15 protein-coding genes are annotated in these 14,577 nt (G+C 69.9%); 12 read left to right on the top strand and 3 right to left on the bottom strand.

Annotated features, from left to right (window positions below):
• Window positions 1-14: 14 nt before the first annotated feature.
• Window positions 15-683, bottom strand: coding sequence for a hypothetical protein (locus tag CF165_RS20135; RefSeq protein WP_093949079.1), 669 nt, complete (start codon window positions 681-683; stop codon window positions 15-17).
• Window positions 684-854: 171 nt separating this feature from the next.
• Between CF165_RS20135 and CF165_RS20140 the strand changes: the two genes are divergently transcribed.
• Both CF165_RS20140 and rfbA read left to right on the top strand, forming a co-directional pair.
• Window positions 855-1,991, top strand: coding sequence for a sialidase family protein (locus CF165_RS20140; protein WP_093949080.1), 1,137 nt, complete (start codon window positions 855-857; stop codon window positions 1,989-1,991).
• A 76-nt stretch (window positions 1,992-2,067) separates the two neighbouring features.
• Complete coding sequence (gene rfbA / locus CF165_RS20145; RefSeq protein WP_093949081.1) at window positions 2,068-2,949, top strand: glucose-1-phosphate thymidylyltransferase RfbA; 882 nt, start codon at window positions 2,068-2,070, stop codon at window positions 2,947-2,949.
• On the opposite strand, the gene htpX is transcribed toward rfbA, so the two are convergent.
• Window positions 2,946-3,797, bottom strand: a complete 852-nt coding sequence (gene htpX / locus CF165_RS20150) for a zinc metalloprotease HtpX (protein ID WP_093949082.1) — start codon at window positions 3,795-3,797, stop codon at window positions 2,946-2,948. The two genes, rfbA and htpX, sit on opposite strands and share 4 nt — an antisense overlap.
• Before the next feature lie 200 nt (window positions 3,798-3,997).
• On the opposite strand from htpX, the gene CF165_RS20155 reads away from it, so the two are divergent.
• Window positions 3,998-4,966: a YncE family protein gene (locus CF165_RS20155; RefSeq protein WP_093949083.1), complete on the top strand. Its 969-nt coding sequence runs from the start codon at window positions 3,998-4,000 to the stop codon at window positions 4,964-4,966.
• A gap of 49 nt (window positions 4,967-5,015) precedes the next feature.
• Here CF165_RS20155 and CF165_RS20160 read toward each other — a convergent pair whose 3' ends face one another.
• The gene (locus tag CF165_RS20160; protein WP_167441521.1) at window positions 5,016-5,384 is read right to left on the bottom strand and encodes a YrdB family protein; all 369 of its coding nucleotides are present in this window, start codon (window positions 5,382-5,384) and stop codon (window positions 5,016-5,018) included.
• Between the two features lie 197 nt (window positions 5,385-5,581).
• Between CF165_RS20160 and CF165_RS20165 the strand changes: the two genes are divergently transcribed.
• From CF165_RS20165 to CF165_RS20205, 9 genes are read left to right on the top strand one after another with little or no spacing between them, the layout of a single operon-like run.
• Window positions 5,582-6,814 carry a class I SAM-dependent methyltransferase gene (locus CF165_RS20165; RefSeq protein ID WP_093949085.1) on the top strand — a complete coding sequence of 411 codons (1,233 nt, stop codon included), beginning with the start codon at window positions 5,582-5,584 and terminating at the stop codon, window positions 6,812-6,814.
• A gap of 1 nt (window position 6,815) precedes the next feature.
• Window positions 6,816-7,610 carry a glycosyltransferase family protein gene (locus tag CF165_RS20170; RefSeq protein WP_093949086.1) on the top strand — a complete coding sequence of 265 codons (795 nt, stop codon included), beginning with the start codon at window positions 6,816-6,818 and terminating at the stop codon, window positions 7,608-7,610.
• A complete protein-coding gene (locus CF165_RS20175; RefSeq protein WP_093949087.1) occupies window positions 7,607-8,254 on the top strand; it encodes a PIG-L deacetylase family protein in 648 nt (215 codons plus the stop codon). Before CF165_RS20170 ends, CF165_RS20175 begins: the two co-directional genes overlap by 4 nt.
• A 5-nt stretch (window positions 8,255-8,259) precedes the next feature.
• Window positions 8,260-9,279, top strand: coding sequence for an NAD-dependent epimerase/dehydratase family protein (locus CF165_RS20180; protein WP_093949088.1), 1,020 nt, complete (start codon window positions 8,260-8,262; stop codon window positions 9,277-9,279).
• Window positions 9,279-10,559 carry a DUF4910 domain-containing protein gene (locus CF165_RS20185; protein WP_093949089.1) on the top strand — a complete coding sequence of 427 codons (1,281 nt, stop codon included), beginning with the start codon at window positions 9,279-9,281 and terminating at the stop codon, window positions 10,557-10,559. Before CF165_RS20180 ends, CF165_RS20185 begins: the two co-directional genes overlap by 1 nt.
• Window positions 10,560-10,564: 5 nt before the next feature.
• A complete protein-coding gene (locus tag CF165_RS20190; protein ID WP_093949090.1) occupies window positions 10,565-11,896 on the top strand; it encodes an MATE family efflux transporter in 1,332 nt (443 codons plus the stop codon).
• Between the two features lie 7 nt (window positions 11,897-11,903).
• Window positions 11,904-12,848 carry a glycosyltransferase family 2 protein gene (locus CF165_RS20195; RefSeq protein WP_093949091.1) on the top strand — a complete coding sequence of 315 codons (945 nt, stop codon included), beginning with the start codon at window positions 11,904-11,906 and terminating at the stop codon, window positions 12,846-12,848.
• Window positions 12,845-14,029 (top strand): polysaccharide pyruvyl transferase family protein, encoded by a 1,185-nt coding sequence (locus CF165_RS20200; RefSeq protein ID WP_093949092.1) that lies wholly within the window; start codon window positions 12,845-12,847, stop codon window positions 14,027-14,029. The genes CF165_RS20195 and CF165_RS20200 overlap by 4 nt, the downstream gene beginning before the upstream one ends.
• Window positions 14,026-14,574 (top strand): dTDP-4-dehydrorhamnose 3,5-epimerase family protein, encoded by a 549-nt coding sequence (locus tag CF165_RS20205; RefSeq protein WP_093949093.1) that lies wholly within the window; start codon window positions 14,026-14,028, stop codon window positions 14,572-14,574. Before CF165_RS20200 ends, CF165_RS20205 begins: the two co-directional genes overlap by 4 nt.
• Window positions 14,575-14,577 lie beyond the last annotated feature (3 nt).

A 14,577-nucleotide genomic window follows, 5' to 3' on the forward strand; every position in this document is an offset into this window, starting at 1 on the left:
CTCCGGGTGCCCGCTCAGGACGGCGTCAGCGTCCAGCTCGCCTCGTAGCCGTCCACCCTCAGCAGGGCGGGGCCGCGGACGTCGCGTTCCTCCTGCAGGTCGCCGATCTGGTTGACCAGGAGGTCGCGCTTGTCCGGGGAGATCACCCACAGCGCGATGTTGCCGGGCGTCTGCGCCGCGAACTGGACGCGCGTCACCCCGGCCGGGAGCTTCAGGACCGCGTCGCCCTTGCCCTTCGCCGGCTTGCCGCTCTCCGCCGTCGTCAAGCTCCGGTGGTCCGCGATCGTCGCCGTCCACGCGGCCGTCGCGCGGATCGTCACCTTCCTCGTCGGCCGGTCCGGGTACGTGTTCAGCCATGTCGTGCCCTTGTACGGGCCGATCGCGTTGACCAGGCCGTCCTCGCCGCCGTCCGTGTCGATCAGCACGTTGCCCGAGCACTTCGGGCAGTCGAACGTGAAGAAGCCCAGCTGATCGGCGGGCCAGCTCGTGGTGAACTCGCCGCTGCCCTTGCCCGTGTGCGTTTCGGTCGGCACGTCGCGCGGGACCGGCCTGGGCGGTGTGGTGAGCGGAACCGTCGCGGCCGGATGGCCGGATGGCGTTTCGAGGATCTCGCCGTAGCCGACGGCGGGCGCGCACGCCGAGGTCAGCACCACGAGCAGCAACCAGGACAGCCTGAATTTCATCGTTCCCCCTCGGGGCCCGCCACCGGCCCCTCTCGTGATCTTCGGCGGCCGTTGCCGGAGCGTTACCGCCTGATCCGTCACCCGAACGCGCGAATGCGCCGCGTGACTCCCGCCCAACGCCGTGAGCTGCGTGTTGTAATCGCGCCGTCACCGCGTGGAGAGGGGTCGAGGATGCGCCGCTTGCTCGTCTTCGTGCTGACGCTGACCTCCGTCGCGGCGATGCTGACGCCGGCGAGCGCCGCCGAGCGAAAGCAGCTCGTGCCCGGCTTCGGCGCCTACGCGCGGCTGATCCGGCTCGAGCACTCCGTCGTCGGCCGCGGGCACATCATCGCCACGCTGACCAGCGAAGACGCCGGTGGCAAGTTCACCCCGGTCCTGGAGAGCACCGACGAGGGCGAGTCGTTCCACGAGATCGGCGAGATCCACGACGGCGAGGGCCGGTCCGGCATGTGCTGCGGCACCGTCTACGAGCTGCCGCAGCGCGTCGGCAAGCTCCGCGCCGGCACGCTGCTGTGGGCCGCGTCCTACCGGCAGGACGCCGGGCCGCAGCGCCGCGTCGGGCTCCGGGTCTGGGCCAGCCGGGACGGCGGCCGTTCGTGGACCTTCCTGTCCGAGGCCGCGCGGTCGCACAACATCGACGGCATCTGGGAACCGGAGTTCACCGTCGACGCCGGCGGCACGCTGTGGCTCCACTTCGCCGACGAGACGCAGGCGCCGAAGTACGCGCAGGTGCTCAACCGGGTCGCGTCGACCGACGGCGTGACGTGGGGCACCAAGCAGCTCACCATGGCGATCCCGCCGGACCGCGTCCGGCCCGGCATGCCGATCATCCGGCGGCTGCCCGACGGCCGGTACTACTTCGCCTACGAGATCTGCAACTTCCGGGACCGCTACTGCGACCCGTACTTCAAGATCTCGCCCGACGGCGCCAACTGGGGCGATCCCGCCGACCCCGGCACCCGGGTCGAGACCGCCGACGGCGGCTACTTCCAGCACGCGCAGACGATCACGCTGTTCCCCGGCGGCCCGAACGGCGTGCGGATCGTCATGGTCGGGCAGATCTACACCGACGCCAAGGGCGCGCCGCGGCCGCAGAACGGCCAGGTGCTGCTGGCGAACGACGACTTCGGCAGCGGCCACTGGTACGAGCTGCCCGCTCCCGTGCACATCACCGGCATCTGGAACAACTTCTGCCCCAACTACTCCTCGACGCTGCTGCCGGTCGACGACGGCGAGAACGTGCTGGAGATCGCCACCGAGGACGACGGCGGCTGCCGGGCCTACTTCGGCAAAGGACCGGCCTTCTAGCCTTCCTTCACCGGGCCACGAACCCCGGCCCGTAGGGTGGGGCGGGCCGGAGCCGCCTAGGAGAGGGAGACCGTCCATGAAGGGCATCGTGCTGGCCGGAGGCAGCGGGACCCGCCTGCACCCGATCACCCAGGCGGTGTCGAAGCAGCTGCTCCCGGTCTACGACAAGCCGATGGTGTACTACCCGATCTCGGTGCTGATGCTGGCCGGGATCCGCGAGATCCTCGTCATCTCCACCCCCACCGACCTGCCGATGTTCCGCAGGCTGCTGGGCAACGGCGACCAGTTCGGCCTCTCCTTCTCCTACGCCGAGCAGCCCAGCCCGAACGGCCTGGCCGAGGCCTTCGTGATCGGCGCGGACTTCATCGGCGACGACGACGTGGCGCTCGTGCTCGGCGACAACATCTTCTACGGCCAGGGCTTCTCCAGCCGCCTGCAGCAGGCCGTGCGCGAGCTCGACGGCTGCGTCCTGTTCGGCTACCCGGTCAAGGACCCCGAGCGCTACGGCGTCGGCGAGGTCGGTCCGGACGGCAAGCTCCGCACCATCGAGGAAAAGCCGGCGAAGCCGCGGTCGAACAAGGCGATCACCGGGCTGTACTTCTACGACAACGAGGTCGTCGACATCGCCCGTTCGCTGACCCCGTCGGCGCGCGGTGAGCTCGAAATCACCGACGTCAACCTCACCTACCTGCGCCAGGACCGCGCCACGCTGGTCGAGCTCAGCCGCGGGTTCGCCTGGCTCGACACCGGCACGCACGACTCGCTGCTCGAGGCGGGCCAGTTCGTGCAGGTACTGGAGCACCGCACCGGCGTGCGCATCGCGTGCCTCGAAGAGATCGCGCTGCGCATGGGGTTCATCGACGCCGACGAGTGCTACGCGCTGGGCGAGAAGCTGGCGAAGTCCGGCTACGGCGACTACGTGAAGGCCGTCGCCGTCGCGGCGGGAGCCTCCGCCTAGAACGGCCGGCGGGCCATCTCCTCGAGCCGCCGGATCCGGTCCTGGATCGGCGGGTGGGTCGAGAACAGCTTGCTGAGGCCCTCGCCGGGGCGGAACGGGTTCGCGATCATCAGGTGGGACTGCGAGACCAGCTGCGGCTCCGCCACCAGCGGGCGCGCCCGTGTCCCGGCCTCCAGCTTCCGCAGCGCCGAGGCCAGGCCCAGGGGGTCACCGGTCAGCTCCGCGCCGGACGCGTCGGCCTGGTACTCCCGTGACCGGCTGACGCCCATCCGGATGACGGCGGCCGCGATCGGCCCGACGAAGATCAGTAGCAGGCTGAGCAGGGGATTCCCGTCGCGGTTGTTGCCGCCGAAGAACAGGGCGATGTTCGCGAGCACGCTAATTACGCTGGCCAGCGCGCCGGCGACGCACGAGATGAGGATGTCGCGGTTGTAGACGTGCGACAGCTCGTGGCCGAGCACGGCACGCAGCTCGCGCTCGTCCAGCAGCTCGAGGATGCCGGTCGTGCAGCACACCGCGGCGTGGCGCGGGCTGCGGCCGGTCGCGAACGCGTTGGGCGCGACCGTCGGGCTGATGTAGAGCTGCGGCATCGGCTGGCGCGCGACCTGCGCGAGTTCGCGCACGATCCGGTACATCGCGGGCTGCTCGACCTCGGACACCGGACGCGCCCGCATCGCGCGCAACGCCAGCTTGTCCGAGCTGAAGTAGGCGAACGCGTTCATGCCCAGGGCGATGACCAGACCGATGACCAGGGCACCCCGGCCGAAGAGCCCGCTGATCGCGACGATGATCGCCGACAGCAGGCCGAGCAGCAATGCCGTCTTGAGTCCGTTCTGGTGCCCGTGCACGCGCGCTCGCCTCCGTCCGCTCTTCAAGGGGGTTACCCAGTGGAAACAACGCGATCGGGGGACGCGAAGTTCCTTCACGTGAGGATGGCGCGGGTTACCCTCGGCAGGCCAGTTGATCACGAGCGGAGGCGGCGGTTTCACCACGAGGAGGCGGCGGTTTCACCATAAGGAGGCGGCGGTTTCACCATAAGGAGGCGGCGATGCCCGGTGGCCTGCTACGCCGGAGAACCCTGTTCACGCTGGTCACGGCGGGTGCCGGGGTCCTCGCGCTGCCCGGGTCCGCGTGGGCGGAGGACGTCCGGTCGATCGACCTCGGCGGGGCGCCGGACCGGGTCGCGGTGAACCCGGTCACCGGCCTCGGCTACGTCACCGATCCCCAGGCCGGGACGGTTTCGGTCGTCGATCCCCGTAGCGCGTCGGTCAGCGAGATGCTCCACGTCGGCGGAGAACCCCGCGACGTCGCGGTCGACGCGAAGGCCGGCCGGATCTACGTCGCGAACCCGCCGGCGGGCACCGTGGTGGTCCTGGACGGCCGGACCCACGACCTGGTGAGCGTCGTCGGCGCGGGCGCCGGCGCGTCGGCGCTCGCGGTCGACGAGCGGGCCGACCGCGTCTACGCGGCCAGCGGCAGCACCGGCACGCTCGCCGTGCTCGACGGCGTGAGCTGCACGCTGGCGGCGCTCGTACCGGGCCCGAAGCCGAGCCTCGCCGGGATCGGCGTCGACCCCGGCCGCAAGCTCGCCTACTGCGCCAGCACCACCACGGATTCGGTCGAGGTCTTCTCGATCGACACCGGGAAGTTCGTCGCTTCGGTGAAGGTCGGGCGCAACCCGACCGGTGTCGCGGTGCACCACGACAGCGGCACGGTGTACGTCGCGAACTCCGGCATCCACCACATGTCCATTGTGGACGCCGGGACGCGCACCGAGCGCAAAACCGTGCTGCTGCGCAGCGAATCGTCCGCGCTGGCCGTGCACCAGGGCACGAACACGGTGTACACCAACGGCGGGCAGAACGGGCTCGGCCGGGTCGACGGCACGGCCGGGACGCTGAGCGGCGAGCTGTCGCTGGGCATCAACCCCGGCGCCGTCGCCGTCGACCAGCGCACGCGCACGGTGTGGGTCACGGACCCGTTGCACGGCAGGGTCTTCTTCGTCCGCGACTTCTGAACAGACCGCCCCTCGCCGGAGCCCGTTCCGCCGGACGGCTCCGGTCCGTTCAGCCGTCCTTGGCTACGACGCGGGTCAGCGCCGCGATGCCGATCCCGGCGACCGCCACCACGATGCCGGTGACCGGCCGGCCCAGCAGCACCAGCACCACGCCGGTGACCGCGAAGAGCGCGAACTCCAGCAGGAAACGGGCCGGTTCCGGGAGGCGGCGGCGGGCCCGCGGGGCGACGAACAGGCCCCAGAGCGCGGCGGCCGCCACCGGCAGCAGGACCGCGTCGACGATCGCCAGCGCCGGCCCGCCGCCGAGCTGGGTGCCCGCCAGGGCCAGGCCGCCCAGGAGCATCAGCTCGGTCAGGAAGCGGACCGTCAGCACCACGCCCCTGAACCCGCTGAGGCGGGGGCCCGTCTCCGATGTCATCCGGCCAGCCTATGCGTGGTCCACTGTGGACGTTACGGGTCCGGTCGGGTACCCTCGGTGATCTCCGCCACAGTTCGCCGCCCCAGGTTGCGGTTCCGAATCGGTCCACCACGCCGTCGCGCCCCGGTGTAACGGCGATCCGCCCCTGCTCGACGTGTCTAACGCATATCGCGACCGCGAGCCAAGGAGCCTGGTAGATGACCACATGTCGACTCTGCGGTTCGACAAACACGGCCAGTGTCGTCGACCTCGGCGCGACTCCCCCGTGTGAGCGATTTTTGACGGCGGAGCAGCTCGACGAGCCCGAAGCCACCTTCCCGCTCCACCTGAAGGTCTGCACCGACTGCTGGCTCGCCCAGATCCCGCCGCTGATCGACCCCGACGACACCTTCACCGAGTACGCGTACTTCTCGTCCTTCTCGACGTCGTGGGTCGAGCACGCGAAGCGGTTCGTCGACGGCGCGGTCGAGCGGCTCGGGCTCGGCGAGAAGTCGTTCGTCGTCGAGGTCGCCAGCAACGACGGATACCTGCTCAAGCACGTCGTCGGTCACGGCATCCGGTGTCTGGGCGTGGAACCTTCGGTGAACGTCGGGCAGGCGGCGCGTGACGCCGGGGTGCCCACGCTGACCGCGTTCCTCTCCGAGGAAACCGGCCTGAAGGTGCGCGAAGAGCACGGCCCGGCCGACCTCGTGGCCGCGAACAACGTCTACGCGCACATCCCCGACGTCCTCGGTTTCACCAAGGGCCTCCGCGCCCTGGTCGCGGACGACGGCTGGGTCTCCATCGAGGTCCAGCACCTGCTCACGCTGATCGAAAAGAACCAGTACGACACGATCTACCACGAGCACTTCCAGTACTACACGGTCGAATCCGCACGCCGGGCCTTGGCGACCGGCGGGCTGACCGTGGTCGACGTCGAACTGCTGCCGACGCACGGCGGGTCGATCCGATTGTGGGCGCGTCCCGCCGAGGTGGCGGGCGAGCCCAGCGAGCGGATGACCGACGTGCTGGAGCGCGAAAAAGCCGCCGGGCTGCACGAGCTGTCCGGGTACACCGAGTTCGCCGAGCGCGTCACGCGCGTCCGGCTGGACCTGCTGAAGTTCCTCATCGAGGCGCGCAACGACGGGAAGACCGTCGTCGGCTACGGCGCCCCGGGCAAGGGCAACACCCTGCTCAACCACTGCGGCATCCGGACGGACCTGCTGCAGTACACGGTCGACCGCAACCCGTACAAGCACGGCCGGTTCACCCCGGGCACGCGCATCCCGGTGCTGCCCCCGGAGCGGATCGAAGCGGACCGGCCCGACTACGTGCTCGTCCTCCCGTGGAACCTCCGGGAGGAACTGACCGAACAGCTCTCCTACATCGGGGCCTGGGGCGGCAAGCTCGTTTTCCCGATTCCCCACTTGGAAATCGTCGAGGTGCAGTGACGTGAAGGTCGTTCTCTTCTGCGGTGGCTACGGGATGCGGATGCGCAACGGCGCGGCCGACGACGTCCCGAAGCCGATGGCGATGGTCGGTCCGAGACCGCTCATCTGGCACGTGATGCGTTACTACGCGCATTTCGGCCACACCGAATTCATCCTGTGCCTCGGCTACGGCGCGGCACACATCAAGAACTTCTTCCTGAACTACCAGGAAACCATTTCCAACGACTTCATCCTCCGCAACGGGCAGGCGGAGCTGCTGTCCACCGACATCGCGGACTGGACGATCACGTTCGTGCAGACCGGCATCGAGTCGCCGATCGGCGAGCGGCTGCGCCGGGTGCGCCCGTACCTCGACGGCGACGAAATGTTCCTCGCGAACTACGCCGACGTCCTTTCCGACGTCCCGCTGCCCGACATGATCGAGCGGTTCTCGAACTCCGACTCGGGCGCCTCGATGATGGTCGTGCCGCCGCAGTCGTCGTTCCACTGCGTGGAAATGGACGAGGGCGGCAAGGTCGGCTCGATCACCGCGGTGAGTGAAATGCCGCTGTGGGAGAACGGCGGCTACTTCGTGCTGCGGCAGGAAGTGTTCGACCACATCCCGGAGAACGGCGACCTGGTCGCCGACGGCTGCGGCGAACTGGCCAAGCGCGGCCGCCTGCTGGCCTACCCGTACCGCGGTTTCTGGAAACCGACCGACACGGTCAAGGAGCGCGCGGCGCTGGACTACGCCTACAGCCACGGCGACCGGCCGTGGGCGCTGTGGGAGCAGCAGCCCGCGGCGAGCATCGCGTGATCGGGCTGCGGCCGGGACGGCTCGGCGGCGTGGTCGCCCTCGGCGCGCATTGCGACGACGTCGCGATCGGCGCCGGCGGCACGCTGCTGACGCTGTGCCGTTCGCGTCCGGGGCTGAAGGTCGACGCGCTGGTCCTGTCCGGCGGCGGCACGCCGCGCGAGGACGAGGAACGCGCGGCGCTGGCGGCGTTCTGCCCAGGCGCGGACCTCGACGTCACGGTGCTGAAGCTGCCGGACGGGCGCTTCCCGGCGCACTGGGAAGAGGCCAAGAACTCGCTGGAAGAGCTGCGCCGGCGGACCGACCCCGACGTCATCCTGGCGCCGCGCACCGACGACGCGCACCAGGACCACCGCGGCCTCGCCAAGCTCGTCCCGACAGCGTTCCGCGACCACCTGGCGCTGGGCTACGAGATCGTCAAATGGGACGGCGACCTCGGCAGCCCGTCGGTCTACCAGCCGCTCGACGACGACGTCGCCGAAGAGAAGGTCCGGCTGCTGCAGACGCACTACGCGTCCCAGCGGCACCGGCCCTGGTACGACCGCGAGGCCTTCCTCGGGCTGGCCCGCATCCGCGGGATCGAAGCGGCGGCGACGTACGCCGAAGCGTTTTTCGTCAAGAAACTCACTCTCGACCTGAAGGGTTGATTTCGATGCGGGTGTTGCTGACGGGGCACAAGGGCTACCTGGGGACGGTGATGGCCCCGGTGCTCGCCGCCGCCGGCCACGAGGTCGTCGGCCTCGACTCCGGGCTGTTCGAGGACTGCCTGCTCGGGCCCGCCCCCGCCGACCCGGCCGGGCACGCCGTCGACCTGCGGGACGTGACCGCGTCCCACGTCGAGGGCTTCGACGCCGTGATCCACCTGGCCGCGCTGTCGAACGATCCGCTGGGCTCGCTCGCGCCGGAGCTGACCTACGACATCAACCACCACGCGTCGGTGAAGCTCGCGAAGCTGGCGAAGGACGCCGGCGTCAAGCGGTACCTCTACGCGTCGACCTGCTCGGTGTACGGCGCGGGCGGCGACAACCTGGTCGACGAGGACGCGCCGCTGCGGCCGGTGACCCCGTACGCGGAATCGAAGGTGCGTGTCGAGGCCGACGTCCACGAGCTCGCCGACGACGACTTCACGCCGGTGTACATGCGCAACGCGACCGCGTTCGGCTACTCGCCCCGGCTGCGCGGCGACATCGTGCTGAACAACCTGACCGCGCACGCGCACCTGTCCGGCGAGGTGCTGGTGCTCTCCGACGGCACGCCGTGGCGGCCGCTGGTGCACGCCCAGGACATCGCGCGCGCGTTCACCGCCGCCCTGACGGCGCCCAAAGAGGCCGTGCACAACAAGGCCTTCAACATCGGCACCGAGGAGAACAACGTCACCGTCGCCGAGATCGCGCAGGAAGTCGTCGAGGCCGTGCCGGGCTCGACGCTGAACATCACCGGCGAGGCGGGCGCCGACCCGCGCTCCTACCGGGTCGACTTCTCGCGCTTCCGCGCGGCGATCCCCGGCTTCACCTGCGACTGGTCGGTCAAGGACGGCGCCGTCGAACTCATCGAGGCCTACCGCAAGTTCGGGCTGACGCGCGAGTCGTTCGAGCAGCTGTTCACGCGACTCGCCTGGCTCAAGAGCGAGGGCGAAGCCGGCCGCGTCGACGACACCCTGCGGCGGCGATAGTGGCGGGCCCGCAGCTGCGGACCGGGGCGGAGCTGCACGCCCTGGTCGAGCGGCTGTACCCCCTCTGCCGCAGCATCACCGGCGACGGCGTGCGGCAGACGTTGGACATCATCGGCGAGCACATCGCGCTCGAGCGGCACGAAGTTCCGACCGGTACCGCCGTGCTCGACTGGACCATTCCGCAGGAGTGGAACATCCGGGACGCGTACGTCGCTTCGCCATCGGGTGAGCGCGTCATCGACTTCCAGGAGCTGAACCTGCACGTCGTCGGGTACAGCGTCCCGGTGTCGCGGCGGATGCCGCTGAGCGAGCTGCGGGAACACCTGCACACGCTGCCGGACCAGCCGTCGTGGGTGCCCTACCGGACCAGCTACTACGCCCCGGCCTGGGGGTTCTGCCTCGCGCAGGAGAAGCTCGACGCGCTGCCCGACGGCGACTACGACGTCGTCATCGACTCGACCCTGGAAGACGGCTCGCTGACCTACGCCGAGCACGTCGTGCCCGGCCGCGTCACCGACGAAGTCATCGTGTCGTGCCACGTGTGCCACCCGTCGCTGGCGAACGACAACCTCGCCGGCATCGCGGTGGCCATCTCGCTGGCCCAGCAGCTGGCCGAGTCGCAGCCGCACTACACGTACCGGTTCCTGTTCATGCCCGGCACGATCGGTTCGATCACGTGGCTGGCACGGAATTCGGACCGCATCGAGAAGGTCAAGCACGGCCTGGTCCTGGCCTGCGCGGGCGACCCGGGCTCGTTGACGTACAAGAAGTCCCGCCGCGACGACGCCGAGATCGACCGGGTGATGCAGCATGTGCTGCGCTCGCGTGAACACCGAGTTGTCGACTTCTCGCCGTATGGCTACGACGAGCGCCAGTTCTGCTCGCCGGGCTTCAACCTCGGCGTCGGTTCGCTGACGCGGACGCCGTACGCGGGCTACCCCGAGTACCACACGTCGGCCGACAACCCGGGCTTCGTCTCGCCCGCGGCCATGGAGGACACGCTGGGCACGCTCCTCGACGCGTTCGGCGTGCTGGACCGCAACCGCCGGTACGTCAACCTCAGCCCGTACGGCGAGCCGCAGCTCGGCAAGCGCGGGCTGTACGGCTCGCTCGGCGGCCGCAGCGACGCCAAGCAGGCCCAGATGGCGATGCTGTGGGTGCTCAACCTCTCCGACGGCGAGCACTCGCTCTTGGACATCGCCGAGCGCGCCGGGCTGCCCTTCGACATCGTCGACGTCGCGGCCCGTGCCCTGCACGACGCCGGTTTGGTCAAGGAGTGAGCGACGTGGCCAACCACCGCCGTGCGCCGCGCTCGATCTTCCGATCGGGCGCGGTGCGCGCGATGGCGGGACGGCTGAGCTGGGGCCTCGGCGACCAGGCGGTCTCCAGCCTGACCAACTTCGCCGTCGGCCTGTACGTGGCCCGCTCGCTCGGCACGTTCGCGTTCGGCATCTTCAGCCTCGCCTGGGTGACCTACGGTGTGGTGCTCAACATCTCGCGCGGCCTGGCGACCGACCCGCTGATGGTGCGGTTCAGCGCGGTGGCGGAACAACGCTGGCGCCTGGGGGTCGCCAGTGCGTCCGGCACGGCCATCGGGGTCGGCTGCGCCACCGGGCTGGTCAGCCTGGTCGCCGGGCTGGCCGCGGGCGGACCGCTCGGCGACGCGTTCGTCGCGCTCGCCGTGGTGTTGCCGGGCCTGCTCCTCCAGGACGCCTGGCGGTTCGCGTTCTTCGCGAAGGGCGAGGGCAAGAGGGCGTTCGTCAACGACTGCGTCTGGGGTGTGGTCCTGCTCCCGGCGTTGTACGTCGCCGCGCAGATCCACACGGTGGTCGCCTTCGTGCTCGCATGGGGGCTGTCCGGTGCGGCCGCGGCCCTGTACGGCTGGTTCCAGACCGGAATCCTCCCCCATCCGCGGGAGATGCTCGGCTGGCTCCGGACCCAGCGCGACCTCAGCGTGCGCTACCTGGTCGAGAACGTCAGCAACAGCGGCGCGTCGCAGCTGCGGGCCTACGGCCTGGGCGCCATCGCCGGGATCACCGCCGTCGGCGCGGTCCGCGGCGCCGAACAGCTCCTCGGCCCGTTCCTGGCGCTGCTCATGGGGCTGTCCCTGGTCACCGTCGCCGAGGGTGCGCGGGTGCTTCAGCGGGCGCCGCACCGGCTGAAGCACTTCTGCGTGATCCTCGGTGGCGGCCAAGCCGCCGCCGCGCTGTGCTGGGGCCTCGGCCTGCTCCTCCTGGTGCCCGACGTCGCCGGCCGGTGGGTGATGGGCTCGGTGTGGGACTCGTCGTCCCCGCTGATCCTGCCGGTGACCCTCGCCGTGGTCGGCGCGAGCTTCGCCACCGGCGCGGCGGCCGGGTTGCGCGCACTGGGCGCGGCTAAGCGGAGTCTGCGCTCGCAGCTGGTCGCGTCGCTGTTCTACGTCACCTTCGGCATCACCGGCGCGTTCCTCGGCGGCGCGGCCGGGTCCGCGTGGGGCGTCGCGACGGCCACGCTCAGCGGGTCCGTCGTCTGGTGGTTCCAGCTGAGGCTCGGGCTCCGCGAGTACGTGCCATCGGTCCCGGGCGCCGACGAGCCCACCGTGGTGTTCGAGCCGATCAAACTGCCGATCAAGGAATGAGGACTCCATGACCACCGTCCCGCGGCTGAGCCTCGGCCTCCCGGTGTACAACGGCGAGGAGTACCTCGCCGAGTCGCTGGACGCCCTGCTCGGCCAGACCTTCGAAGACTTCGAGCTGATCATCTCGGACAACGCCTCCACCGACGGCACCGACGAGATCTGCCGCCGCTACGCCGACAAGGACTCGCGGATCCGCTACGTCCGCCAGCCGGAGAACATCGGCGCGACGCCGAACCACAACTTCGTGTTCGACGTGTCCCGCACCGAGCTGTTCAAGTGGGTCTCCCACGACGACCTCTACGCCCGCGACCTGCTCAAGCGGTGCGTCGAGGCCCTCGACGAGCGCCCGGACGTCATCCTCGCCCACTGCGACCAGGCGATCATCGACGGCGACGGCCGCATCGTCCAGCCGCTCGAGTACACACTGGACACCGGCTCCCGGCACGCCCCGGACCGGTTCCGCAGCATCCTGTTCGAGCCCGGCGGCGACGACTTCTACGGCGTCATCCGCGCCGACGTCCTCCGCCGCGTCAAGCCGCTCAACAGCTACCACCACGCCGACCGCACGTACTCGGCCGAGATGGCCCTGCACGGGCCGTTCTACCAGGTGCCCGAGCTGCTCTACTTCCGCCGCGACCACCCGGGCCGCGCGGAACGGGCCAACCCGACCATCCGGAGCCGGTGCGCGAATCTGGACCCGCGGCGCGCGAACCGGCTCCGGAACCCCACCGTCCGCCTGCTCGGCGAGTACGTCTACGGGTTCGCGGACCTGATCCGGCGCGCGCCGATCTCGGCCGCCGACAAGCGCGAATGCTTCGGCCACCTCGGTACCTGGCTGACCAACCGCGCGCGCTCCGGCCACGGCGAGCGCGTCGAGGACCGCGCGCCCACCGCCTCGGACGTCGCCACGGTCAACGAGATCGTGGCCGGCCGGGAAGGCAGGCTCGCGTGAAGCGTGCGCCACGCGTCGGCGTCTTCGGCCTGCTCGGCTCGGGGAACCTCGGCAACGACGGTTCCCTCGAAGCCGTGCTCGGCTACCTGCGCGCCGAGTACCCGGACGCGGTGCTGAGCGCCCTCGTCGGCGGCCCGGAGATCGTCCGCGAGCGGTACGGCCTCGACACCACGCCCTTGCACTGGAACCAGTCGGAGTACGAGACGGCGTCCGGCCTGCGCTCGGTCGCCCTCAAGGGCTTCGGCAAGCTGGTCGACATCGCCCGCACCGCGGCCTGGGTCCGCAAGCAGGACGTCGTGATCGTGCCCGGCATGGGCGTCCTCGAAGCGACGCTTCCGCTGCGTCCCTGGGGTTTCCCGTATTCGCTCTTCCTCCTCTCCGCCACCGGCCGCCTGTTCGGCACCAAGGTGGCGCTCGTCTGCGTGGGCGCGAACCACATCAGCGCCCGGGCGACGCGGACGCTGGTCCGCTGGTCCGGCCGGCTCGCCGCCTACCGCTCCTACCGCGACGACATCTCGCGCGACGCCATGCGCGCCATGGGCGTCGACACGAGTGCCGACCAGGTCTATCCCGACCTCGCGTTCTCCCTTCCGACTCCGGCCGGCGACGGCGAGCCGGGCACCGTCGGCGTCGGCGTGATGGCCTACTACGGCGGCAACGACGACCGCGCCGAGGCCGACCGCATCTACCGCCACTACGTGGACACGATGAACCGTTTCGTCGCGTGGCTCGTTGACCAGGGCAGAGGAGTCCGGCTGTTCATCGGTGACCGGATCGACCGCCAGGTCGTCGACGAGATCCTCGAGAAGACCGCTTCCCCGCTGGTGACGGCGGCTTCGGCGGAGACACTGGACGACCTGATGCACGAGATGGCGGCGGTGGACAGCGTGGTGGCCACGCGCTACCACAACGTGCTCTGCGCCCTGAAGGTCGCGAAACCGACCGTGGCGATCGGGTACGCACCGAAGAACGACGTGCTGATGGCGGAGATGGGTCTCGAGGGCTTCACCCAGCGGGCGAAGTCCGTCGCCTTCGACCGGCTCGTCGAGCAGTTCACCGAACTGGAGAACCGCTCGGCGGAACTGCGCCAGACGCTCCTGGAACGGAACGAGATGAACGCGCAACGGCTCAAGGACCAGTTCGCCGCCCTTTCGGCGGCCCTCTTCGGGGGTGGGCGATGAAGGCCATTCCGGTGCCCGAGATCGACGGTGCGTATCTGTTCGAACCCACCCCGCACGCGGACCAGCGCGGATTCTTCAGCCGGACGTTCGACCGCGACGTCGTCGCGTCGGCGGGCATCGACCCGGACGGCTTCGTCCAGGACAGCCTTTCCCGTTCCCGCAAGGGAGTCGTCCGCGGGATGCACCTGCGCGGCGGCGCCGGCGAGGCGAAGCTGGTGCGGTGTTCCCACGGCGCGATCTTCGACGTCGTGGTGGATCTCCGACCGGGTTCGCCGACATTCCGGAACATCAAAACCTTCGAACTTTCCGGGGATACCCAGGTTTCCGTGTACATCCCGGCGGGGTGCGCCCACGGCTTCCAGTCACTCACGGATCCCTCCGATGTTTCGTACCGTATCGATCGGGCCCACGATCCTGAAGAAGACATTACGATTTCGTACAAAGACCCTGAATTGGACATTTCGTGGCCACTGTCGGTCACAATGGTCAGCGACCGGGACGAACGGGCGCCGTCTCTCGGAGAGGCGTTGAAACCAACGAGGTGAGCC

This window comes from Amycolatopsis vastitatis (assembly GCF_002234595.1).
In the GTDB taxonomy this organism is placed as follows: domain Bacteria; phylum Actinomycetota; class Actinomycetes; order Mycobacteriales; family Pseudonocardiaceae; genus Amycolatopsis; species Amycolatopsis vastitatis.